19 protein-coding genes are annotated in these 23,798 nt (G+C 68.2%); 5 read left to right on the plus strand and 14 right to left on the minus strand.

What is annotated here, in order from left to right:
- Positions 1-204 precede the first annotated feature (204 nt).
- The 5 genes from AC57BR_RS12250 to AC57BR_RS12270 form a co-directional block, all read right to left on the minus strand.
- Positions 205-372 (minus strand): hypothetical protein, encoded by a 168-nt coding sequence (locus AC57BR_RS12250; RefSeq protein WP_496360882.1) that lies wholly within the window; start codon positions 370-372, stop codon positions 205-207.
- A 64-nt stretch (positions 373-436) separates the two neighbouring features.
- Positions 437-1,750 carry a tyrosine--tRNA ligase gene (gene tyrS, locus AC57BR_RS12255; protein WP_496360884.1) on the minus strand — a complete coding sequence of 438 codons (1,314 nt, stop codon included), beginning with the start codon at positions 1,748-1,750 and terminating at the stop codon, positions 437-439.
- Positions 1,751-1,842: 92 nt separating this feature from the next.
- The gene (locus tag AC57BR_RS12260) at positions 1,843-4,071 is read right to left on the minus strand and encodes a HelD family protein (protein ID WP_496360886.1); all 2,229 of its coding nucleotides are present in this window, start codon (positions 4,069-4,071) and stop codon (positions 1,843-1,845) included.
- Positions 4,072-4,242: 171 nt separating this feature from the next.
- Complete coding sequence (locus AC57BR_RS12265) at positions 4,243-4,800, minus strand: adenine phosphoribosyltransferase (RefSeq protein ID WP_496360888.1); 558 nt, start codon at positions 4,798-4,800, stop codon at positions 4,243-4,245.
- Between the two features lie 9 nt (positions 4,801-4,809).
- Entirely contained in the window at positions 4,810-5,448 is a 639-nt protein-coding gene (locus AC57BR_RS12270) for a DNA-3-methyladenine glycosylase (RefSeq protein WP_496360890.1), read from the minus strand.
- Positions 5,449-5,560: 112 nt separating this feature from the next.
- Here AC57BR_RS12270 and AC57BR_RS12275 point away from each other — a divergent pair, with 112 nt between their 5' ends.
- Both AC57BR_RS12275 and AC57BR_RS12280 read left to right on the plus strand, forming a co-directional pair.
- The gene (locus AC57BR_RS12275; RefSeq protein ID WP_496360892.1) at positions 5,561-7,174 is read left to right on the plus strand and encodes a DNA-3-methyladenine glycosylase 2 family protein; all 1,614 of its coding nucleotides are present in this window, start codon (positions 5,561-5,563) and stop codon (positions 7,172-7,174) included.
- 28 nt (positions 7,175-7,202) lie between these two features.
- A complete protein-coding gene (locus AC57BR_RS12280) occupies positions 7,203-7,730 on the plus strand; it encodes a methylated-DNA--[protein]-cysteine S-methyltransferase (protein ID WP_496361166.1) in 528 nt (175 codons plus the stop codon).
- Positions 7,731-7,753: 23 nt separating this feature from the next.
- Here AC57BR_RS12280 and AC57BR_RS12285 read toward each other — a convergent pair whose 3' ends face one another.
- The 9 genes from AC57BR_RS12285 to argC form a co-directional block, all read right to left on the minus strand.
- Positions 7,754-8,542: a maleylpyruvate isomerase family mycothiol-dependent enzyme gene (locus AC57BR_RS12285; RefSeq protein WP_496360894.1), complete on the minus strand. Its 789-nt coding sequence runs from the start codon at positions 8,540-8,542 to the stop codon at positions 7,754-7,756.
- A 90-nt stretch (positions 8,543-8,632) separates the two neighbouring features.
- Positions 8,633-10,060, minus strand: a complete 1,428-nt coding sequence (gene argH / locus AC57BR_RS12290; protein WP_496360896.1) for an argininosuccinate lyase — start codon at positions 10,058-10,060, stop codon at positions 8,633-8,635.
- Between the two features lie 5 nt (positions 10,061-10,065).
- A complete protein-coding gene (locus AC57BR_RS12295; RefSeq protein ID WP_496360898.1) occupies positions 10,066-11,271 on the minus strand; it encodes an argininosuccinate synthase in 1,206 nt (401 codons plus the stop codon).
- A 62-nt stretch (positions 11,272-11,333) separates the two neighbouring features.
- Positions 11,334-11,864, minus strand: coding sequence for an arginine repressor (locus AC57BR_RS12300; RefSeq protein ID WP_496360900.1), 531 nt, complete (start codon positions 11,862-11,864; stop codon positions 11,334-11,336).
- On the minus strand, positions 11,864-12,871 hold the full coding sequence (gene argF / locus AC57BR_RS12305; protein WP_496360902.1) for an ornithine carbamoyltransferase: 1,008 nt from the start codon (positions 12,869-12,871) through the stop codon (positions 11,864-11,866). The genes AC57BR_RS12300 and argF overlap by 1 nt, the downstream gene beginning before the upstream one ends.
- Complete coding sequence (locus tag AC57BR_RS12310; protein ID WP_496360904.1) at positions 12,868-14,157, minus strand: acetylornithine transaminase; 1,290 nt, start codon at positions 14,155-14,157, stop codon at positions 12,868-12,870. The genes argF and AC57BR_RS12310 overlap by 4 nt, the downstream gene beginning before the upstream one ends.
- A complete protein-coding gene (gene argB, locus AC57BR_RS12315) occupies positions 14,154-15,113 on the minus strand; it encodes an acetylglutamate kinase (protein ID WP_496360906.1) in 960 nt (319 codons plus the stop codon). The genes AC57BR_RS12310 and argB overlap by 4 nt, the downstream gene beginning before the upstream one ends.
- A gap of 30 nt (positions 15,114-15,143) precedes the next feature.
- Positions 15,144-16,310 (minus strand): bifunctional glutamate N-acetyltransferase/amino-acid acetyltransferase ArgJ, encoded by a 1,167-nt coding sequence (gene argJ, locus AC57BR_RS12320; RefSeq protein WP_496360908.1) that lies wholly within the window; start codon positions 16,308-16,310, stop codon positions 15,144-15,146.
- A complete protein-coding gene (gene argC / locus AC57BR_RS12325; RefSeq protein ID WP_496360910.1) occupies positions 16,307-17,338 on the minus strand; it encodes an N-acetyl-gamma-glutamyl-phosphate reductase in 1,032 nt (343 codons plus the stop codon). Before argC ends, argJ begins: the two co-directional genes overlap by 4 nt.
- 211 nt (positions 17,339-17,549) lie before the next feature.
- Between argC and AC57BR_RS12330 the strand changes: the two genes are divergently transcribed.
- The 3 genes from AC57BR_RS12330 (at position 17,550) to AC57BR_RS12340 (ending at position 23,798) form a co-directional block, all read left to right on the plus strand.
- A complete protein-coding gene (locus tag AC57BR_RS12330) occupies positions 17,550-18,656 on the plus strand; it encodes a fatty acid desaturase family protein (RefSeq protein ID WP_496360912.1) in 1,107 nt (368 codons plus the stop codon).
- Between the two features lie 92 nt (positions 18,657-18,748).
- Positions 18,749-19,714 (plus strand): quinone oxidoreductase family protein, encoded by a 966-nt coding sequence (locus AC57BR_RS12335; protein ID WP_496360914.1) that lies wholly within the window; start codon positions 18,749-18,751, stop codon positions 19,712-19,714.
- Between the two features lie 124 nt (positions 19,715-19,838).
- Entirely contained in the window at positions 19,839-23,798 is a 3,960-nt protein-coding gene (locus AC57BR_RS12340; protein WP_496361169.1) for a Pls/PosA family non-ribosomal peptide synthetase, read from the plus strand.

Raw genomic sequence — 23,798 nt, forward strand, 5'->3', positions numbered from 1 at the left:
AAACCAGCTAAAAACACCAGGCCACACCACGGGGGTGGGCAGCCCGGCACAATCAACCAATTCATAAAAAATCGGTATCAACAAACTTGGCACACTATTGAGTTCTCAAACAACAGACACATTCGAATACTTCCGAAACAATTCCCGATTTATTACCGGTAATTTGTGTTCCGCATTTCTTCGCTGCGATGTTTCCAGCTTATTTCATTCATTTTCACTTTGCAAATCCGGGTTATTCACCTGATATTCACCCCATGAAATGAATCCGCCCAGCACTAATGGAAGCTCTTCTTCAAACATGTTCGAAGTTGAAGAATTGCTTCTCAGTGAAGGGGGTTTGTCACCGCTCAGCGGCGGCGACTCAGAAGACATTACACGCTCCCCCGCGGCCGTGCAAATCGGCTGCGGAGGAGCGTGCATTTTGCCTTTTCCGGTGCTAGGCGCCGGTCACCTGAACTGTGGCCAGGTTCTTCTTGCCGCGGCGAATCAGCAGGTACTTGCCGTGCAGCAGCTGGGAGGGCGGGATCACCGCATCCGGATCCGTGACTTTGGCGTTGTTGACGTAGGCACCGCCCTCTCCAACGACACGGCGTGCTGCGGACTTGCTGTCCGACAGCCCCGAGGCAACCAGCAGGTCGATGATGCCGAGGCCCGTGCCGTCCACGGAAGCGGTCGGCAGTTCTGCAGTCGCTGCGGCAAGCGTCTGCTCGTCCAGCACCGACAGGTCGCCGTTGCCGAAAACAGCCGCGGAAGCAGCAATGACCTTTTCGGTGGCTTCGGCTCCATGGACAAGCGCCGTGACTTCGTACGCGAGCTTCCGCTGACCCTCGCGGGCGAACGGTCGCTCGGCGACAGACACGGCAATCTCGTCAATCTCGGCCCGGGTAAGGAAGGTGAAGACCTTCAGCCGGTCCACGACATCCGCATCGGCGGTGTTCAGCCAGAACTGGTAGAAGGTGTAGGGGCTCACCATGGCCGAGTCCAGCCAGATGGCGTTGCCCTCGCTCTTACCAAACTTGGTGCCGTCGGAGTTGGTGATGAGCGGAGTGCCCAGTGCATGGACCGTCTTGCCCTCCACCTTGCGGATGAGCTCGGTGCCGCTGGTGAGGTTGCCCCACTGGTCGGATCCACCGGTCTGCAGCATGCAGCCGTAATCGCGGTAGAGCTGGAGGTAATCCATGCCCTGCAGGATCTGGTAGCTGAACTCCGTGTAGCTGATGCCTTCCTCGGAGCTGAGGCGTGAGGCCACAGCGTCCTTGCGGAGCATCGTGCCCACGCGGAAGTGCTTGCCGACCTCGCGAAGGAAGTCGATCGCGCTCAGCGGTGACGTCCAGTCGAGGTTGTTGACCATCCGGGCGGCGTTGGCGCCGTCGAAGCTGAGGAAACGGCGGACCTGGGCCTGCAGGTAGCCGACCCACTCCGAAACGGTGTCCTTGGTGTTCAGGGTGCGTTCCGCCGTCGGACGCGGATCGCCGATCAGCCCGGTGGAGCCGCCCACAAGACCGAGGGGCTTGTGGCCGGCCAGCTGGAGCCGCCTCATGAGGAGGAGCTGGACCAGGTTTCCCAGGTGGAGGCTCGGCGCCGTGGGGTCGAATCCGCAGTAATAGGTGACCGGTTCCCCGGCGAGGAGCTTTTCCAGTTCCACCTCGTCGGTGGATACGTGGACAAGGCCGCGCCACTTGAGCTCCTGCCAGATGTTGGCGAAGCTGGGGTCGTTCTGCTGGGATTCGAGGTCGTTTAGTTGTGACACGCCTTCTAAGTTAGCAGGATCAGCGCCGCCCCGACCCTCGTGAAGGGCAGCAGGCGGGCCGGGCCGCGAACGGCCGGGCCTGCCCGGAAACCTTAACGCTCGATGCCCGCCGGAACGTCCGCGGCCGCGATCAGCCGGAGCCGCTGCGTGGGGCGGGTCATGGCGACGTACAGATCGCCGACCCTGCCGTGCTCGTGGTTCAGCATGGCGCTCGGTTCAAGGACCACGACGCCGTCGAACTCAAGTCCCTTGGCCTCCCGCGGGCTAATGACCACCACGTCCTGTTCGTAGCTGCCGGCCCCCGTGCCCAGCCGGGAACCGTACACCGTGCGCAGCGCGGCGGTGGCTTCCCGCAGCAGGTCGCCGTCGGCAATCACGGCGAGCAGACCGCCGTCGAGCGCTTGGAGCTCATCGGGGAGGACCTCCACCAGCCGGCTCACAATGTCCGACTGTTCCACGCGGTCGATGATCGGCGACCAGCGGCCTTCCCGGACGGCCTTCGGTGCGGAGACCACGAGGCCGGCCGCGTTGGCCATCCGCGCCGCCGCTTCGGCGATCTGCGACGGCGTGCGGTAGTTCACCGTGAGCTCCTCCAGCTGCCAGCGGTCGCCGAACATCGGGGCAAGGGCTCCCTGCCAGGATTTCGCGCCGGCCACGGAACTGGTCTGGGCGATATCCCCCACGATGGTGAAGGACTTGAGCGGGCAGCGGCGGACCAGGAGCCGCCACTGCATGGGCGAGAGTTCCTGTGCCTCGTCGACGACGATATGGCCGAACGCCCATGTGCGGTCGCTGGTGGCGCGCTCAGCGGCCGTCAGGCGGGCCTCGCGTTCCTCGTTCTGTTCAACCAGTTCCTCGGCAGACATCAGGACATCGACGCCGGCCGATTCCATGTTCACCAAGGTTTGCCGGGCGTTGGCCAGGGCGCGGGCCCGGTCCTGCTCCTGCTGGGCGAGGCCGCGTCCTGCCGCAGGATCCAGTTCACCGAGGAGTTCTGCAGCTTCGTCGAGCAGGGGTACGTCGGCCTCAGTCCAGGGGGAATCGGGAGCCCGAAGCAGGAGCTCGCGTTCCCTGGCGGTGAGCCCTGGAGTGCAGGCTTCGAGGAGGGCGGGCTTGCTGAGGAGCTCGTTCACCAGCTTCTCGGGCGTCATGGGCATCCAGCACAGGTTCAGCGCGACGCGGACGTCGCGGGCCGTCCGCACGTCTTCGGCGAGGTACGAGCGGTCGGCGTTGTTGCCGATGTTGCCGGCCTCGACGAGTTCGGTCATCTGCTCGGTCAGCTCGCGGAGCAGGATCTTGACGAACGTGACGCGGGCCTCGTTGTGCGGCTTGCCGGTGGAGCGTGCGCGTTCACGTGCGCGTCGGACCTGACGGGGCGTGAGGGTCAGCTTGCGGCCGTCGACTTCCAGGATCCGGTTTTCGGCCGGAATGCGCTGCCGGTTGGCCACGGCATTGGCGATGACCTCGGCCATCTCCAGCCGGCCCTTGATGGCGGCAACGTCCGCTTCCTGTTCCGGTACAGCGTTGATGCCGGGCATGAGCCGGCCGACGCTGGCCATGACCACGCCGGTCTCACCCAGGGACGGCAGGACGCGTTCGATGTATTTCATGAACGACGACGACGGGCCCACCAGCAGCACGCCGGCGGACTTGAGCCGGTCGCGGTGGGTGTACAGCAGGTAAGCGGCGCGGTGCAGGGCCACGGCGGTTTTGCCGGTGCCCGGCCCGCCCTGGACCACGAGGGCGCCGGAGATGGAGGACCGGATGATGCGGTCCTGCTCGGACTGGATGGTGCCGACGATGTCCGACATCCGGCCCGTGCGCTTGGAGTTCAGGGCGGCCAGCAGTGCGCCCTCGCCCTGGAGCGAGTCGGCGTCGGAGAGCATGTCGGCGTCCAGGACGTCGTCCTCGATGGCCTTGACCTCGCGGCCCTGCAGGATCAGGTGCCGGCGCCGGCGCACGCCCTGCCGGTCGAATGCGGTGGCCTGGTAGAAGTGGCCGGCCTCCGGCGCGCGCCAGTCGACCATGAGCCGGACGAGGTCCTCGGTGGTGAGCCCGATGCGGCCAATGTACTGCGCCTCGCCGGAGTCCAGGTCCAGCCGGCCGAACACCAGGCGGTCGTCGACGGCGTCGAGCTGGGCGAGGCGGTCCTCGTACAGGGCCGCGAAAGCGTCGCGTTCGGAGACGTTCTGCATGGTGCCGACTGCTCCCGCGCGGCGCACCTGGGCCAGCTGGGCGCGCTTTTCCTCGCGCAGTTCATCAAGCCGTGTGTACAGACCGGCTACATAGTCCCGTTCGTGGGCCAAATCGGCGTCGAGCATCGTTCCCCTATCGCAAAAGACAGACCGTCCATTCTATAACCTTTTCGGCGCACGTGGCGGCTGTTGAGCTGCTTACAGCAGGTTATCTGACGGCGCGGCCCTGCCGCTCACTGACAAGGCCGCTGGTCAGAGCCCGGTAAGCCTGAGCCTGCCGGCCCGCGGACCCCAGCGTCAGAGGCGCAGCAGCGACCGCACGCGGTGCCCGGCAAGCGCCGAGCGGCCGCGCAGCTCGCCGAGTTCCATCACCACGCCCACGCCCGAGACGTGGACACCGCAGCGTTCAAACAGGCGGGCGGCTGCCCCCAGGGTGCCGCCCGTGGCGAGGACGTCGTCCAGGATCAGCACCCGGCTGCCGCGGGCCAGGTCCGTGGTGTGAAGTTCCAGGGTGGCGTTGCCGTATTCCAGGGCGTAATCCTCGGAGTAAACTTCGCGCGGCAGCTTCCCGGCCTTCCGCACGGTCACCACGCCGGTGCCGGTGGCGTAGGCCGCGGCGGCGGCGAGCAGGAAGCCCCGTGCCTCGACGCCTGCCACGGCGTCGAACTGCCCCTTGAACGGTTCAACGAGCGCGTCAACGACTGCCCGGAACGCGGGGCCGTCGGCGAAGACAGGGGTGAGATCCTTGAAGGTGATTCCGGGTTTGGGGTAGTCCGGAACGGTCGCACAAAGGCTGGTAATGAGTTCGTCCACGGGGACGGGCCTGCGGGCAGGGGCTTGTTCGCTCTGGTTCACCCGTCCAGCCTACGCCCGCGGCGGACGCGCCTTCGCAGCCTTGTAACGGGACACGGTGGGGTCGCCCGTGAGCCAGAACCGCCACGGATAGTCGTGCGTGCCGCCATGCCCGGCGACGCCGACGCGGGGCCCGGTGCTGACGTGGGCGGCGGGTGCCGGCGGCAGTGCCAGGCCGAACGGAGGGCCCAGGGCGTCCCGGCCGCTGTCCTCGGTGGTCAGTCCGAGCGCTGTGGCCAGGCGGGCCGGTCCGCTGGCGAGGTCCTTGGCGGCTTTCGACGTCGGCCGCCGGGCAAGCGCCAGTTCCCGGCCCTCGACGATTTCCCCCGCGCGCAGCAGGACGGCCGAGGCATGGCCGGCCGGACCGCAGACGATGTTCGCGCAGTAGTGCATGCCATACGTGAAGTAGACGTAGAGGTGGCCGGCCGGGCCGAACATGGGGGCGTTCCTGCGGGTCGGGCCGCGGTATGTGTGGGAGCCGGGGTCAGGGTGCAGTGAATCGACAGGGCCCATGTAGGCCTCGAGTTCTGTGATCCGGACGGCAACGGAACCGTCGTCGCTCTCGTGGGTCAGGACAGCACCAAGGAGCAGCGGGGCTATTTCGCGGGCATCGCCGGACAGGAACTGCCGCACAGGGCCGCTGGTGGTCATGCCCCGACTTTACCGAAGCGGCTGGTGCCCGGACGTGGCTCCCTGACGAGCCCTCTACGGCCATGTCCGATTTCCGCTAGCACGGCTCCCCGCGGGCTGACAGGATGGAGCCATGGACTTCTGGCAGCGCTACCGCGCCATCGACGCGCGGGACACCCGCTTCGACGGGCAGTTCTTCACGGCGGTGCGGACCACTGGCATTTACTGCCGGCCGTCATGCCCGGCGAGGACGCCCAAGGCGGAGAACGTCACCTTCTATGAGACCTCCGCCGCCGCCCACGACGCCGGCTACCGTGCCTGCAAGCGCTGCCTGCCGGAGGCCGTGCCGGGCACACCGGCCTGGAACCTCCGATCGGATATCGCCGGCCGGGCCATGCGGCTGATCAATGACGGCGTGATCAACCGCGACGGCGTTGAGGGGCTCGCCTCAAGGCTGGGCTATTCGTCCCGCCAGCTGAACCGGATCCTCAGCCATGAACTCGGCGCCGGTCCCCTGTCCCTGGCCCGGGCCAGCAGGGCACAGACCGCGCGCACGCTGCTGGTGTCCACGCCGATGAAGCTTGCGGACGTTGCCTTCGCCGCGGGTTTCAGCAGCGTCCGCCAGTTCAACGAGACCGTGGCCGAGGTGTTCGACATGACGCCGACTGCCCTGCGAAGCACCGCACGGCGCCATCCGACCGGCCGCGCGAGCACCTCACTCACGCTGGCGCTCCCCTACCGCGAGCCGTTCGACCCCGGCGTGTTCGGTTTCCTCGCCGTCCGTGCCATACCGGGAGTCGAGGCAGGAACCGCAACGTCCTATGCCCGCACACTGCAGCTTCCGCACGGGGACGCGCGGTTCAGCGTTGAGTACACCGGCACAGGCACCGGCAGCGCGGGTGAAAGTTTGGAGGGCGGAATCTTGAAGTACGACGGCGGGCCGCACCGTCGGCCGCTGATTCTCACCATCGGCGCGGTGGACCTCAGGGACCTGCCGGCCCTGCTGAGCAGGGTACGCCGGCTTTTTGACCTCGACGCCGATCCCGTCGCCATCGATGGCGCGCTCGGCGCCGACCCCCGCCTGTCGGCGTCCGTGGCGGCAGCGCCGGGCATCCGCCTGCCGGGCGCCCTGGATCCGCAGGAACTGCTGGTCCGGGCCATGGTCGGGCAGCAGATCACGGTGGCGGCCGCGCGCACGGCACTGACACAGCTGGCAGCGGCCGGCAGCCCCAGCGCGGCCGCAGGCGACGGGCTTTCCCGGCTGTTCCCGTCGGCGGCGCAGATCGCGGAAGCCGGCGCGGAACTGCTGCGGGGCCCGCGGCGCAGGATAGAGTCGCTGCTGGCCGTCGCCACGGCACTGGCTGAAGGAAAGCTGGACCTTGGCTACGGGGACGATGTGGCCGGCCTTTCCGCGAAACTGCTGCCGCTGCCCGGCGTCGGGCCCTGGACCGTGGGATATGTGGCCATGCGGGTCATCGGTGCGCCGGACATCTTCCTTGCCAACGACGCCGCGGTGCGCAACGGAATCCGGGCCCTGCCCGGCGGTACGGCCGGCAGCGCTGCTTCCGGAAGTGGCGCCGCGCCGCCGTCGGACTTCCCGTCACCGGACTTCCGCGAAGTCAGCCCGTGGCGTTCGTACGCCACCATGCACCTCTGGCGGGCAGCCGCGGCCGTATCCAAGAACCGGCGCCGCCCGGGGGGCGCAGACAACGAAAGCGATAGTGCTATGAAAGTGACAGTGCAATGAAAGTGACAGCGCAATGAAAGCGACGGCAATGAAGGCCCAACTGCTCACCATGACCACGCCGGACGGGCCGTTCACGATCATCGCCCGCGACGGAGTGGTGCTCGCCTCAGGCTGGACGGCGGACGCCCAGGACCTCACGGGCCAGATCCATCCTGAGCTGCTGCCGGACGCCTACGAACCGGTGGAGCACCTCGGCCCGATTTCGGCCGCCGTGGACGCCTTCTACGCGGGTGATCCGGCTCCGGCCATGAGCGTGCCCGTCCTGCAGAAATCAGGCCCGTTCCGCGCGCATGCCTGGGATGTGCTGCGCACCGTCAGCCCGGGGGCGCCGGTCACCTACACCGAATATGCGGAGCTGTCCGGCAACGCCAAGGCGGTCCGGGCCGCCGCCAGCGCCTGTGCCTTCAACGCGGCGGCGCTGTTCGTTCCGTGCCACCGCGTTGTACGCACGGACGGCACCATGGGCGGCTTCCGCTGGGGTCTGCGGATCAAGGAAAGCCTGCTGACCCGGGAAAAGCAGCTGGCCCGGGAAAAGCAGGGCCTCGCCGCCGGTTGAGCTGCCGCGCCTTGGGTCAGCCGCTATTTCGCCGGAACCCCGGAGGGCCACGGCAGCAGTTCCGGCAGGTCCACGCCGTCGGCGGCGGCCGAGGCGCGCAGGCTGCCTAGCGACGGTTCCCGTCCTGCGAGCCAGGCGGCGATGTCGGTGATCATTCCACTGATGACCGTGGAGCGGCCGCCGGTCCCGATCGTTGCGGGAGGCATGCCCAGCGGCTGCAGCACCAGCTTCTGGTCATCGGGCACGCGCGCGGCCAGGAAGGTGAACAGGTGCTCGCAAAATTGCCTGCTCCACGTTTCCGGACCGCGGCCGGTGTTGAGGTCGGAGGCATGAATCACCAGCTCGCGCCAGAGCGCGCAGCCGCCGTCCAGCACCACTCCCCCGCGGTAGGAAATGGGTGCCCGCCAGCCGGCCGCACCGGCAGCGGCAGCGTTCCCGGAACCGGCGCCGGCATCGGAGCCCGCATCCGCTTCCAGCGAATCGAAGGCGCGCAGCGCCCGCTCCAGCGCGGCGTCCAGGTCTGCTCGGTGCTGTTCCAGGGCATGGCCGGCGCTCATTTCGATGGCCTTCGTGCGGCCGTCATAGCCGCCGTCGTACAGTTCCACCGTTTCCCCGCGCGCGGCGTATTCGAGCTGCCGGGCCATCGCGTTGGAGATGCCGGTGATGTGCGCGAGGACATGCCCGCGGGTCCAGCCCGGGAGGGCCGAGGGAGCCGGGACGTCAGCTTCGGTGAGTTTGGCCGCCAGGGAGGAAACGGCGTCGGCCGCTTTGTGGAGCTCGGCCAGCAGAGTGTCAGGTGTGATCGCGGTCATGCCGCAATCGTAGCGGAGCAGCGAGATGGCACTTCACGGCCGTGTCCTGGCGAAACACTGCCGCGAAATGCCATCTCGTAGACAACAGGGCTAGCCCGCGTACCCGCGGACGCCGCTAAGCTCGCCTTCCAGCGCGGCCAGTTGGCGTTCGACGGCGGCCGGTGCCGTGCCGCCCTGCGAGTTCCGGCTGTTGAGCGAGCCTTCCGTGCTGAGGACGCTGCGGACCTCCGGGGTGAGGTGCTCCGAAATGGCGGCATACTCCTCATCCGTCAGGTCCCACAGCTCCACGCCGCGGCTTTCGGCCTGCTTCACGGCTGCGCCGGACAGTTCGTGCGCCTCGCGGAAGGGCACGCCCTGCCGGACCAGCCACTCGGCGATGTCCGTGGCCAGCGCGAAGCCCTGCGGTGCCAGCGATTCCATCCGGTCGGCATTGAACTTGAGCGTGGCGATCATCCCCGAGACTGCCGGCAGCAGCAGCTCCAGGGTGTCGGCGGCGTCGAATACCGGTTCCTTGTCCTCCTGCAGGTCGCGGTTGTACGCGAGCGGCAGGCCCTTGAGCGTGGCCAGCAGGCCGGTGAGGTTGCCGATCAGCCGGCCGGCCTTGCCGCGGGCCAGCTCGGCCACGTCCGGGTTCTTCTTCTGCGGCATGATGGACGATCCTGTGGAGTAGGAATCGTGCAGCGTGACGAAGGAGAACTCCTTGGTGGCCCAGAAGATGACTTCCTCCGAGATCCGGGACAGGTCGACGCCGATCATCGCGGCCACCCAGCCGAACTCGGCGAAGACGTCGCGGGAAGCGGTGCCGTCGATCGAGTTGTGGACGGCGGAGAAGAAGCCCAGGTCCGCGGCAACTGCCTCGGGGTCAAGGCCCAGCGACGAGCCGGCGAGGGCACCCGAACCGTACGGCGAAACGCCGGCGCGCTTGTCCCAGTCCTGCAGCCGCTGCACATCGCGCAGCAGCGCCCAGGCGTGGGCCAGCAGGTGGTGGCTGAGCAGGACGGGCTGCGCGTGCTGCAGGTGCGTGCGCCCCGGCATCGCCACGCCGGAGTGGGCCTTGGCCTGCTCCACCAGCGCGTCGATGGTGGCCAGCACGCCGCGGGCGATGATCCGGGCGTGGTCGCGCAGGAACATCCGCCCCAGCGTGGCCACCTGGTCGTTGCGGGAACGCCCCGCCCGGAGCTTGCCGCCCAACTGGGTCCCGGCCCGCTCGATCAGCCCGCGCTCCAGGGAACCGTGCACGTCCTCATCGGATTCCGCCGGCACGTAGGCACCCGAGGCGACGTCCGCATCCAGCTGATCCAGGGCGGCGAGCATGCCTTCGAGTTCGGCGGCATCCAGCAGCCCTGCTTTGTGCAGCACGCGCGCGTGCGCCTTGGAACCGGCGATGTCGTAGCGGGCCAGCCGCCAGTCAAAGTGCGTCGACTTGCTCAGCGCCGCGAGGGCGTCCGCGGGGCCGCCGGCGAACCGGCCGCCCCAGAGTGCGCCCGTGTTGGTCGCCTCGGACTTTTGATCAGCCACAGGGGCTACTTTCCTGCGACGCGGATGTCGCGGCCGGAGGCGACCTTGGCGGACATGCCCCACAGCTCGATGAAGCCCTTGGCCATGGACTGGTCGAAGGTGTCGCCGGTGTCGTAGGTGGCGAGGTCGAAGTCGTACAGCGAGGTCTCGGAGCGGCGTCCATTGACGATCGCCTGGCCGCCGTGCAGCACCATGCGGATGTCGCCGGAGACATACTTCTGGGTGTCCTCGATGAAGGCGTCCAGGGAACGCTTCAGCGGGGAGAACCACTGGCCGTCGTACACCAGTTCGGCCCAGCGCTGGCCGACGGTGGCCTTGAAGCGGGCCTGCTCGCGCTCGATGGTGATGTCCTCGAGGTGCTTGTGCGCGGTGATCAGCGCCATGGCACCCGGGGCCTCGTAGATTTCGCGGGACTTGATGCCCACGAGGCGGTCCTCGACGACGTCGATGCGGCCCACGCCCTGGGCGCCGGCCCGGCGGTTCAGTTCCTTGATGGCCTGCAGCGGGGTGACCTTTACGCCGTCGATCGCTACCGGAACACCGGCTTCGAAGGAGATGGTGACCTCGTCCGGTGCCGGCGGGAATTCCGGCGTAGCGGTGTAGTCGTAGATGTCCTTGGTGGGTGCGTTCCAGATGTCCTCGAGGTAGCCGGTTTCGACGGCGCGGCCCCAGACGTTCTGGTCGATCGAGTACGGGTTCTTCTTGGTGGTCTCGATCGGCAGGCCCTTTTCCTCGGCGAAGGCGATGGCCTTGTCGCGGGTCAGCGCGAGGTCGCGGACGGGCGCAATGCACTTCAGGTCCGGTCCGAGGGTCTGGATGCCCACTTCGAAGCGGACCTGGTCGTTGCCCTTGCCGGTGCAGCCGTGGGCCACGGTGGTGGCGCCGAATTCGCGGGCGGCCTTGACCAGATGCTTGACGATGACCGGGCGGGAGATGGCGGAGACCAGCGGGTAGTGGCCCTGGTAGAGGGCGTTGGCCTTCAGCGTGGGCACACAGTATTCGTTCGCGAACTCGTCGCTCGCGTCCGCCACGTAGGCCTCGACGGCGCCGCAGCCGAGGGCGCGCTGGCGGATGGTCTCCAGCGATTCGCCGCCCTGTCCGACGTCGACCGCCACGGCGATGACCTCGGCGCCGGTGGCTTCACCGATCCAGCCGATGGCTACGGAAGTATCCAGGCCACCTGAGTAGGCCAGAACAATACGCTCAGTCACGGAATATGCTCCTTAGTTGTTGTTTCTGTTTTTTGTTTGTCTTGAAAGGCAGTGGCCAGGTGCTACTGGCCGGCTTCCTCGGCGAGCTGCAGGAAGCGGGCAGCCAGTTCCGGTCCGCCCAGCGGGTCGCGGGCCACGAGCAGCACGGTGTCGTCCCCGGCGATGGTGCCCAGGATCGAGGGCATCACGGAGTGGTCGATGGCGAGTGCGAGGAAGTTCGCCGCGCCCGGCGGCGTCCGGAGCACAGCGATGTTGGCCGAGGCCTCCGCCGTGACCAGCAGTTCGCCGCACAGCCGTGCCAGCCTGGCGTCGAGGATTTCCTGGCTGACCCCGCTTTTGGCCGCCCGCTCCCCGCCTTCGCCGGGGACGGCGTACACCAGCACGCCTTCCTTGCCGCGGACGCGGACGGCGCCAAGCTCCACGAGGTCACGCGACAGCGTGGCCTGGGTGACCTGCACGCCGTCGTCCGCGAGCAGAGACGCGAGCTCGGCCTGGGAACGCACTGATTCGCCGGTCAGGATCGCGGTGATCCGCGCCTGGCGGGCGGTTTTGGTGGCCGGGCTGGCGCCCGGGACCGCCGGGTTGGTGGACACTAGAACGTGCTCTCCCCGGTGCCCTCAACGGGAGAAAGACCGTCGACGAACGCCAGTCCGGACTGGTGCATGAGCCAGGCCATGAGCCCCTTCTGCGCGTGGAGGCGGTTTTCGGCTTCGTCCCACACGATCGACTGCGGGCCGTCAATGACGCCGGCCGAGATCTCGTAGCCGCGGTAGGCGGGGAGGCAGTGCAGCACGACGGCGTCCGCGGCGGCCTGCGCCAGCGCGGCCTCGTCCACGGAGTATTCACGGAACAGCTGCATCCGTGCTTCCTTTTCGGCTTCCTGGCCCATGGAGACCCAGGTGTCGGTGGCGACGACGTCGGCTCCCTTGAGTGCCTCAGCTGCGTCGGTGGTGATGAGGACGGATCCGCCGGTCTCGGCGGCACGTTCCTGGGCGGCCGCCACGATGGCGGCCGCGGGCAGGTAGCCCTCGGGACCGGCGATGCGGACGTGCATGCCGGCGGTGACACCGGCCAGAAGGTAGGAGTTGGCCATGTTGTTGGCGGCGTCGCCGAGGTAGGCCATGGTGAGGCCCTTGAGTTCGCCCTTGTGCTCCTTGACGGTCAGCAGGTCGGCCAGCAGCTGGCAGGGGTGGTAGTCGTCGCACAGGGCGTTGATGACCGGAACCTTTGAGTTCTCAGCCATGGCGACGAGGCCGGAGTGCGCCCCGGTCCGCCACACGATGGTGGAAACCATGCGCTCGAGGACCTTGGCGGTGTCCTCGACGGATTCCTTGTGGCCGATCTGCGCCTCGCCCGGGTTGATGATCAGGGCGTTGCCGCCCATGTCCGCCACGCCGGTGGCAAAGGAGACCCGGGTCCGGGTGGAGGTCTTGTCGAAGATCACCGCAACGGTCTTCCGGCCGCTGCCTTCGGCGGCGAACGGCTGGACGCTGTACGGCGCCGCCTTCATGCGGCCCGCGAGTTCCAGGACTTCCGCCTGTTCGGCAGGGCTGAGGTCCGTGTCCTTGAGGAAGTGGCGGATGGTGCCGGTGGAGGTCACTGTGCGTCCTTTGCGGTTTGCAGGATGGCCGGAAGGGCGGCCAGGAAACGGTCCGCCTGCCCGGTGGTCAGGATGAGCGGCGGGGCCAGACGGATGGTGCGGGGGCCGGGGCTGTTGATGATGAAGCCGGCGTCCAGGGCAGCGGTCACGGCGGCAGGGGCGACGTCGGCATCCAGGTCGAAGCCGATCAGCAGTCCTTCGCCGCGCACCTCCGTGACACCGTCGACGGCGGCCAGCGCCTGCCGCACATGCTCGCCCACCACGCGGACGTTGTCCATCACCTGCTGGCTTTCGATGGCGTGCAGCGTGGCCAGGGCCGCGGCGGTGGCCACCGGGTTCCCGCCGAAGGTGGTGCCGTGCTGCCCTGCGGAGAGCAGTGACGACGTCCTCTCACCAAACGTGACGAGCGCGCCGATCGGGAAACCGCCGCCAAGGCCTTTGGCCAGGGTGATGGCGTCGGGCACGATCCCGGCGTCCTCGCTGGCCAGCCACTTGCCCGTGCGTGCGATGCCGGTCTGCACCTCATCGAGGATCAGCAGGGCGCCGGCTTCGGCGGTGAACTCGCGGGCTGCCTTCAGGTAGCCGGCCGGAAGGGGCCGGACGCCTGCCTCGCCCTGGATCGGCTCCAGGAAGACGGCGGCCACGGTGTCGTCGACCGCGTTGCGCAGCGCCTCGATGTCCCCGAACGGAATGTGCTCGACGCCGCCGGGCACCGGTTCGAAGGGCGCGCGGTAGGCCTTCTTGGCCGTGAGCGCGAGGGCGCCCATGGTCCGGCCGTGGAATGCGCCTTCGAGCGCGATGATCCGGGTGCGGGGCCTGCCGCCTTCGGCGCCCCCGGCGGACCCGGAGTTCCGGCGGGCCAGCTTGAAGGCGGCCTCGTTGGCCTCGGTGCCGGAGTTGGTGAAGAACACCTTGGAGCCGGCCGGCGCTGCACTGAGTTCCAGCAGCTTCTCGGCCAGGGCGATCTGCGTGGGGCTGGTGAAGAAGTTGGAGACGTGCCCCAGGGTGGCCAGCTGGCTGGAGATCACCGAGGTCACGAACGGGTGGGCGTGGCCCAGCGCGTTGACGGCGATGCCGCCGAGGAGGTCCAGGTACTCCTTGCCGTCGGCGTCCCAGACAAGGCAGCCCGCGCCGCGGACCAGCACCCGCTGGGGCGTGCCGAAGACACCCATCAGCGACGACGAATAGCGCGCCAGCCACTCGGCGCCGCTGCTGTGGCCCTTGGTTTCGACCAGCTCAACCACCGGGGACTGCTCAACGAGTGCTGATTGTTCAAGGTTGCTCATGGGTTCGTCTCCTCGTCCGGGACCACCTGGGTACCGATGCCCGCCGTCGTAAATGTTTCAAGAAGCATTGAGTGGGGCAGTCGGCCGTCCACGATGTGCGCACGCTCCACGCCCTCGTCGATCGCCTTGAGGCAGGCGGCCATCTTGGGGATCATGCCTGATTCGAGCCTGGGCAGCATGTCCCGCAGCTCGGAGGCGGTCAGGGACGAAATGAGCGAGGATTTGTCCGGCCAGTTGGCGTAGAGGCCTTCGACGTCGGTCAGGATGACCAGTTTCGAGGCGCCCAGCGCGGAGGCCACGGCCGCCGCCGCGGTGTCCGCGTTGACGTTCAGGACCTGGCCGGTGGGCTGGAAGCGCGCGGTGCCGGCCACACCCTCGCCGGCGTCGGTGATCTCCGGGGCCACGGTGGAGATCACGGGGATCCGGCCGGCGTCGAGAATGTCCACGATGCCGGCGGGGTCCACACCGACCACCTCGCCCACGAGCCCGAGGTCCACCTCCTCGCCGTCAACCACGGTGCCGGTGCGGACAGCACGCAGGAGGCCGCCGTCTTCACCGGACATGCCGACGGCGTAGGGCCCGTGCGAGTTGATCAGGCCCACCAGTTCACGGCCCACCTGGCCGGTGAGGACCATGCGCACCACGTCCATCGCCTCCGGCGTGGTGACGCGCAGGCCGCCCTTGAATTCCGACTCGATGCCGAGCCTGCCCAGCATCGAGTTGATCTGCGGTCCGCCGCCGTGCACCACCACGGGGTGGATGCCCACGTGGTGGAGGAACACGACGTCCTCGGCGAAGGCGCGGCGCAGCTCGTCGTTGACCATGGCGTTGCCGCCGTACTTGACCACCATGGTGGTTCCGGCAAAGCGCTGGATCCACGGCAGGGCTTCGATGAGTGTGCCGGCCTTGGCTTGGGCATCACTCATGGACGTTGACTCGCGGGTCTGGGTGTTCATGCGGCTGGTTCTCCAGGGTTGCTGGCGGATCTAGCTTGAGTAGGCGCTGTTCTCATGGACGTAGTCGTGCGTGAGGTCGTTGGTCCAGATGGTGGCTTCCGCCCCGCCGGCCTGCAGGTCGATCTCCACGAGCACCTCGCGTGGTTCCAGGTCCACGAGCTTGCGGTCCTGGCCGATGCCGCCGTTCTGGCAGATCTGGATGCCGTTCATGGACACGTTGAGCTGGTCCGGTTCGAACGCGGCGTCGGTGGTTCCCACGGCGGAGAGCACCCGGCCCCAGTTGGGGTCCTTGCCGAAGATGGCCGCCTTGAAGAGGTTGGAGCGGGCCACGGCGCGGCTGACGGTTTCGGCGTCGCGCTCGGTGGCGGCGTTGAACGTCCGGATCGCGATGTCGTGGCTGGCACCCTCGGCGTCGCCGATCAGTTTGCGGGCCAGCTCGGCGCAGACCTGCGTCAGGCCCTCGCCGAAGGTCTCGGCTGACGGGACGGCCTTGGAAGCGCCGGAGGCGAGCAGCACCACGGTGTCGTTGGTGGACATGCAGCCGTCGGAGTCTGCCCGGTCGAAGGTGACCCGCGTGGCGTCGCGGAGGACGAGATCGAGCATTTCGGGCTGGACGTCGGCATCCGTGGTGAGCACCACCAGCATGGTGGCCAGCCCGGGCGCCAGCATGCCGGCACCCTTGGCGATGCCGCCGATGCTGAACTCGTTCCCTTCGGCGTCGGCGCCGGTGAAGACGGCCTGCTTGGGCACCGTGTCGGTGGTCATGATGGCCGTGGCCGCCTCGGCGCCGCCGTCGGCGCTCAGGGCGGCGGCCGCGGCGTCGATGCCCGGAACGATCTTGTCCATGGGCAGCTGCTCGCCGATCAGGCCGGTGGAACAGACAAGGACGTCGGTGGCGGACAGGCCCAGCGCCTCGGCGGTCTTTTCCGCCGTCGTGTGCGTGTTCTGGAAGCCCTGCGGGCCGGTGCAGGCATTGGCGCCGCCGGAGTTGAGGATCACAGCGTCAACGCGGCCGTCCGAGACCACCTGGCGCGACCAGTGGACCGGGGCCGCGGCCACCCGGTTGGAGGTGAAGACAGCGGCTGCCGCCTTGGACGGTCCGTCGTTGACCACGAGGGCGAGGTCCGGGTTTCCCGAGGCCTTGAGGCCGGCTGTGACGCCGGAGGCACGGAATCCCTTGGGGGCGGTAACGGTCACGGGGCAACTCCCTGCAGGTTAAGGCCGGCGGTCTCCGGCAGGCCAAGGGCAATGTTCATGGACTGCACCGCTCCACCGGCGGTGCCTTTGGTCAGGTTGTCGATGGCGCACGTGACAATGACGCGCCCGACGTGCGGGTCGAACGCCAGCTGCATGGCGGCGTGGTTGGAGCCCTGCACGGATTTGGTGGTGGGCCACTGGCCTTCGGGCAGCAGGTGGACGAACGGCTCGTCGTCATACGCCTCCGCCCAGGCACGGCGAAGGTCCTCGGCGCCCACACCGGGTTTGACCCGTGCGGTGGCGGTGGTGAGGATGCCGCGGCTCATGGGCGCCAGGGTGGGCGTGAAGGAAACCGTCACCGGCTCACCGGAGGCGTTGGACAGGCCCTGCTCGATTTCCGGCGTGTGCCGGTGGCCTCCGCCCACGCCATAGGGGCTCATGGACCCCATGACCTCGGAGCCGATGAGGTTTACCTTTGCCGCCTTTCCGGCACCGGAGGTGCCGGACGCAGCGACGATGACGACGTCGTTCCCCTCGAGCAGGCCGCCGGCGAAGCCGGGCGTGAGGGCGAGCAGCGCCGACGTCGGGTAGCAGCCCGGGACGGCGATCCGGTTGGCGCCCTTGAGTTTCTCGCGCTGGCCCGGCAGCTCGGGCAGGCCGTAGGGCCACGTTCCGGCGTGGTCCGAGCCGTAGAACTTTTCCCACGCGGCGGCGTCCTCCAGGCGGTGGTCCGCTCCGGCGTCGATCACCACAGTGCCCTCGGGCAGCTTGGCCGCAATCTCGGCGGACGCCCCGTGCGGGAGGGCCAGGAACACGACGTCGTGCCCGGACAGGTTCTCCACGCTGGTGTCCTCGAGAATCCTGCTCGCCAGGCCATGGAGATGCGGCTGCAGTTCGCCTAGTCTGGAACCGGCGTTGCTGTGCGCCGTGATGGCTCCGATGGTGACATCCGGATGGCCGGCCAGAAGGCGGAGAACTTCGCCGCCGGCGTAGCCGCTGGCCCCGGAGACGGCAACAGAAATAGTCATGAAGACGACTATACAGCAAGACTATGCATAGGTCCCGATATTTATGCATTGATCCTGTGTGCATTCTGCTGCACGCCAAAGTCCCGGTGCCGGAAGCAGCCGAACCGTACGCGGCGCGCGTGAGCGTATCCTTGAGTGAGGGTGATCCACTCCGCGCATGCCGAACGTCGGCAGCAGCGTTGCCCGTAAACAGTTACGAGGCACGCCGTTCATGACGTCCACCATCACTTCCGAGCGCCCGCAGCCCCGGATCAGCCGGGTCAGCAGGGTCCGCCAGGCCAATCCGGTCACACAGAGCTACACCGAACTACTTAAGACGGTGCGGGCCGCCGGGCTCCTGGAACGGCGCCAGGGCTTCTACATCACCGTGTTCTCCAGCCTGGTCGTCCTGATGGCAGCCACCTGGTTCGGGTTCGCGCTGATCGGCCAGAGCTGGTTCCAGCTCCTCATCGCCGCAGCGCTTGGCATCATCTGCACGCAGCTGAGCTTTCTGGCCCATGAGGCGGGCCACCGCCAGATATTCGCCTCCCGGCGCGCCAACGACTGGTCAGCACGGCTCCTGGCAACATCCGTGGCCGGCGTCAGCTACTCGTGGTGGGAGCAGAAACACGGGGCGCACCACAACCACCCCAACGTCATCTCCAAGGATCCGGACATCGCCCCAGGTCCCATCGCCTTCCACCCGGAAGCCGCGGCCGCGCGGCAGGGCCGGCTGGCCCTGCTCACGCGCAAGCAAGGCTGGCTCTTCTTCCCCCTGCTCTTCCTTGTGGGGCTCGGCCTGCAGATAGATTCTGTCCGCTTCATCCTCCGGCGCGCCAAGGTCACGCACCGGTGGGTGGAACTGCCGATTCTGCTGACCCGCCTCAGCATCCTTCCGGTGCTGGCGTTTTCCTTCCTGCCGCTGGGCATGGCCGCCGCCTTCATCGGCGTGCAGCTCGCTGTTTTCGGGTTCTACATGGGCGCGTCCTTCGCGCCCAACCACAAGGGCATGCCGGTGCTTCCGGCAGACAGCCGCGTCGACTTCCTCAGCCGTCAGGTCCTTACATCACGCAACATTTCCGGCGGCCGGTTCATGGATATCCTGCTCGGCGGGCTGAACCGCCAGGTGGAGCACCACCTCTTCCCCGACATGGCACGGCCCCAGCTGCACAAGGCAACCGCGATCGTGCGCCAGCACTGCGAAAAGCAGGGGATTCCCTTCACGGAGACCACGCTGGCGGCGTCGTTCGGAATCATCGTCAGGTACCTCAATGAGGTGGGACTCGCTGCGGGACGCCACTTCGAATGCCCCATGGCAACGGTCTCCCGGCGCTACTGACCGGCCGCTCCGACTTCGCCTGCACCGCCCCTGTCCCTAGGATGAGGGGAGGAAGGGTGCCGGAGGTCCCGGCCCGGAAAAGGAGAAATTCCATGATGCACGCCATCGTCGCCCGGCAGGCAGGCGGACCCGGGGTTCTGGAGTTCACGGAGATCGACCGCCCCGTCCCCGGCCCCGGCCAGCTGCTGGTGAAGGTCGCGGCAACAGGCGTCAACTTCATCGAGACCTACCAGCGCAACGGCACCTACAAGGTTGCCTACCCGTTCATCCCGGGGTCTGAAGCGGCGGGCGTCGTCGAGGAAGTCGGCGAGGGTGTGGAGGACTTTTCGGTGGGCAGCCGGGTGGCCACGGCGGAGGGAACTGCGTGCTACGCCGGGTACATCCTGCTGGACGCCGCGAAGGCCCTGCCCGTGCCGGACGGCGTGGACGACCACACCGCCGCTGCACTCCCCCTCCAGGGCATGACGGCCCATTACCTGATCAACTCCTCGTTCCGCGTTGAGCCCGGGCACAACGTGCTGCTCCATGCCGGCGCCGGAGGGGTGGGCCTGCTGCTGATCCAGCTCCTGAAGGCCCGCGGCGCCCGTGTCATCACCACCGTTTCCACTGATGAGAAGGAATCCCTGGCCCGGAGTGCCGGCGCAGACGAAGTGCTGCGCTATGACGGCTTCGCCGACGCCGTCCGGGACCTGACTCACGGTGCCGGCGTGAACGTGGTGTACGACGGCGTTGGGAAGGACACGTTCGACGGCTCGCTGGCCAGCCTGCGCACCCGTGGTTCGCTGGTGCTCTTCGGCGCGGCGTCCGGCCCCGTTCCGCCGGTGGACCCGCAGCGGCTCAACGCCGGCGGCTCGCTGACCCTGACGCGCCCGACACTCGCCCACTTCCTCGGCAACCCGCAGGAACGGCTTTGGCGCTCCACGGAAATCTTCGGCGCCGCGGCCGACGGCAGCCTCAACGTCCGCATCGGCGCCACCTACCCGCTGGCCGAGGCCCGCCGGGCTCACGAGGACCTCGAAGGCCGGCGCACCACCGGCAAGGTTCTGCTGGTCCCCTAGACGGGCCTGCAGCCATGCGGTCCTGTAACAATGGGGTCCGAGATTAACGCAGGGGAAACGGTGTCATCTTCCGTTCATCTTGCTGAGGGAGAATCCAGCAGTGATTGAGCCGCTCCCGAAAACCCTGGACACGACCTCCTCTGCCGCCGGCGAGCCGGCGGCAGAGGAGGTGTACCGGGCGCAACTGCCGGGCGCTGCCGCCGCCCCGCCGGAGCGGACGCTGGTGGACATCCTCACCGACACCGCCGCACATTTCCCGGATGCTTCCGCGCTCGACGACGGCCGCCGCTCCCTCAGCTACGCCCAGCTCCTGGCGGAGGTCAAGGCCGAGGGGCGGCGGCTCCACCTGGCCGGTCTGGGAGCGGGAGACAAAATCGGGGTGCGGATTCCCTCGGGCACCAACGAGCTCTACATTGCGATCCTTGCCATCATGCTGATCGGCGCGGCCTACGTCCCCGTGGACGCGGATGATCCGGACGAACGGGCCAAACTGGTGTTCAGTGAGGCACGGGTGGCCGGCATCCTGCGCGCCAACGGTGAGATCGTCACGGACCACAGGCGGCCCATCCCCTTCCCGGCTCCGCGCCCGGCCGCCCCCGGCGACGATGCCTGGGTCATCTTCACGTCCGGTTCCACCGGGACGCCCAAGGGCGTGGCGGTGCAGCACCGCTCGTCGGCCGCGTTCGTCGACGCGGAAGCCCGCATCTTCCTTCAGGACGATCCGGTGGGGCCGCAGGACCGCGTGCTCGCGGGACTTTCGGTCGCCTTCGACGCGTCCTGCGAAGAGATGTGGCTGGCCTGGCGCCATGGCGCCTGCCTCGTGCCTGCCCCGCGGGCCCTGGTCCGCACCGGCATGGACCTGGGGCCGTGGCTGATCAACCACGGCGTCACGGTGGTGTCCACCGTTCCCACACTTGCGGCACTGTGGCCGGCAGAGGCCCTGGAGAACGTCCGGCTGCTGATCTTCGGCGGCGAGGCCTGCCCGCCGGAGCTGGCCGAGCGCCTGGCCGTGGACGGCCGTGAGGTGTGGAACACCTACGGACCCACCGAGGCAACGGTCGTGGCCTGCGCGGCCCCGCTGGGCGGTACCGGCCCGGTCAGGATCGGGCTCCCGCTGGATGGCTGGGATTTGGCAGTGGTCGACTCCGACGGCGTCCCGGTGGCCGAGGGCGAGGTCGGCGAGCTCATCATCGGCGGCGTGGGGCTGGCCCGCTACCTCGATCCGCAGAAGGATGCGGAGAAATATGCCCCCATGCCCTCACTGGGGTGGGGTCGCGCCTACCGCTCCGGCGACCTGGTCCGTTTCGAGCGCGCCGGCCTGATCTTCATGGGACGCGCCGACGAGCAGGTCAAGCTTGGCGGCCGCCGGATCGAACTCGGTGAGATCGATGCTGCCCTGCAGTCGCTCCCGGCAATTGCGGGTGCCGCCGCCGCAGTTCGCACGACGGCGGCCGGCAACCAGGTCCTCGTGGGCTATCTGGCTCCCGCCGGCGGGACGGAGCCAGCGCCTGACCTGGCCGCGTTCCGTGAACTGCTGTCCGCCACGCTGCCCGCCCCACTTATCCCGATGCTCACCGTCGTCGACACGCTGCCCACCAAGACCAGCGGGAAAGTCGACCGGCATGCGCTGCCATGGCCCCTGCAGGGTGCCGGCGCGGTGGCGGCGGACGCCGCGCCACTGAACGTGCCCGAGGATGCCCGGTGGGTCGTTGACCAGTGGCAGGCAGTCCTCGGCAGCAGCGTCGCCGGCCTCGACGCGGACTTCTTTGCCCACGGCGGCGGATCGCTGGCCGCGGCGCAGCTCGTCTCCGCACTCCGGGTCCGCTACCCCACCATCACCGTGGCCGACATATACGCCACCCCGCGCATTGGCGCCCTGATAGAGGTAGCCCGCCAATCCCTGCCCGACGGCCTCTCCGCCGGCCCGGCCCCGGAACGGCCCGTCCGCCCCACGGCCCTGAAGTCGCAGGTCTTCCAGACCCTGATGGGCATACCGCTGCACATTCTGGCGGGCATGCGCTGGCTGACATATCTGATGGCCGCCAACAACGTCCTGTACACGTTTGCCGGGTTCTCGGCCGCACCCACCGTGTCGTGGTGGTGGGTGGCGGCGTCCTGGCTGGTCTTCGTCAGCCCGCCCGGACGGATGGTTATCTCTGTTGCCGCCGCCCGCCTCCTGCTTCGTAACGTGCAGCCCGGGACCTACCCGCGTGCAGGCAAAGTGCACCTGCGCCTCTGGCTGGCCGAACAAATCCAGGACCTGGCCGGCGCCGTCAGCCTCGCCAGCGCACCTTGGGTGCCCTACTACGCCAGGGCCCTCGGCGCCAAGATCGGAAGCAACATCCATCTGCACTCCCTTCCTCCGGTGACAGGCTTCCTCACCCTGGGCCGCGGCTGCAACATCGAACCCGAGGTGGATTTGTCCGGGTGGTGGATCGACGGTGACATCGTCCGCATCGGCCACGTCCACGTCGGGGCGGACGCCACCGTGGGAGCCCGCAGCACCCTGATGCCCGGGGCCAGCATCGGCGCCGGCGGCCAGGTGGAACCAGGCTCCGCCGTACTGGGCAAGGTCAAGGCCGGCCAGGTGGTGGCCGGGTCCCCGGCAGAACGGCGGGGCAAGGCGAAGCAGGACTGGCCCGCCGGCCAGCCGGTCAGCTCCCGCCTGGGGCGCCTCTGGTTCATGGCCTTCGCTGCCGCGTCCGCTGTCCTCGCCCTGATTCCCTACGCCTCGGCCGTGGCCGCAGCCCTGGTGGTCTTCCTGTTCATCAGGGGCAACGACTCGCTGCTCAGTGCCTTGCCGCAGGTGCTGGCGTCACTTCCGCTCGCCGCTTTGACCTGGTTCCTCACCAATTTACTGCTGATCCTGGTCACCACCAGGCTGCTGGGCCTCGGCCTGAAGGAGGGCTACTACCGGGTCCGCAGCCGTGTCGGCTGGCAGGTCTGGGCCACCGAGCGGGTGCTGGACATGGCGCGGGACCTCCTGTTCCCGATATATGCCAGCCTGTTCACGCCGGTCTGGCTGAGGCTGCTGGGGGCGAAGGTCGGAAAGAATGTTGAGGCCTCCACCGTCCTGCTGCTGCCACGCATGACCACGGTCGGCGAGGGTGCTTTCCTCGCCGACGACACCATGGTGGCCTCGTACGAGCTCGGCGGCGGATGGATGCGAATCGCGCCCGCGAAAATCGGAAAGCGCTCCTTCCTTGGCAACTCCGGGATGACCGCAGCAGGGCGCAGCGTGCCAAAGAACTCCCTGGTCGCAGTCCTCTCGGCGACGCCGGGCAAGGCCAAGTCAGGCACATCCTGGCTGGGCAGCCCTCCGGTCAGGCTGCGGCGTACCGCGGTGGCTTCGGACAGCACCCGCACCTTCCAGCCCCCGGCCCGGCTCAAGGTGGCCAGGAGCCTCTGGGAACTGTGCCGGTTCGTGCCGGTGGCCCTGACAGTGGGCCTGGCCCTTGGCGTGCTGCTCGTCTTCGACTGGCTCGCCACCGCCCTCGGCTACGGTGCGGCAGCGGCACTCGGAGGCGTGGTCCTCCTGCTCGCGGGCGGGGTGGCGGCAGGCTGCTCCGTTGCGGCCAAGTGGTTGCTCGTGGGCAGGATCAAGGCCGGCGAACACCCGTTGTGGAGCTCCTTCATCTGGCGCAACGAGGTCGTGGACGCCTTCATCGAAATGGTGAGTGCGCCGTGGTTCGCCCGGTCCGCCAGCGGTACTCCGGCCCTCGTCTGGTGGCTGCGTGCCCTCGGTGCCAAGATCGGCCGGGGCACATGGTGTGAAAGTTACTGGCTTCCCGAAGCGGACCTCGTGACCCTCGGCGCCAGCTCCACGGTCAACCGCGGCTGCGTTGTCCAGACCCACCTTTTCCACGACCGCATCATGAGCATCGACACTGTTAGTCTCGAAGACGGGGCGACGATGGGCCCGCACGGCGTGATTCTGCCCCAGGCGAGGATCGGCAAGGGCGGGACCGTTGGTCCGGCGTCCCTGGTGATGCGCGGCGAGACCGTTCCGGCCGGGACCTACTGGATGGGCAATCCGGTCAGCCCGTGGACCGGGCCCGCCGTTCCCGCACCCCGCCTCAAGTAG

It is taken from the genome of Arthrobacter sp. BGA-UO-ETr-C19 (assembly GCF_059568005.1).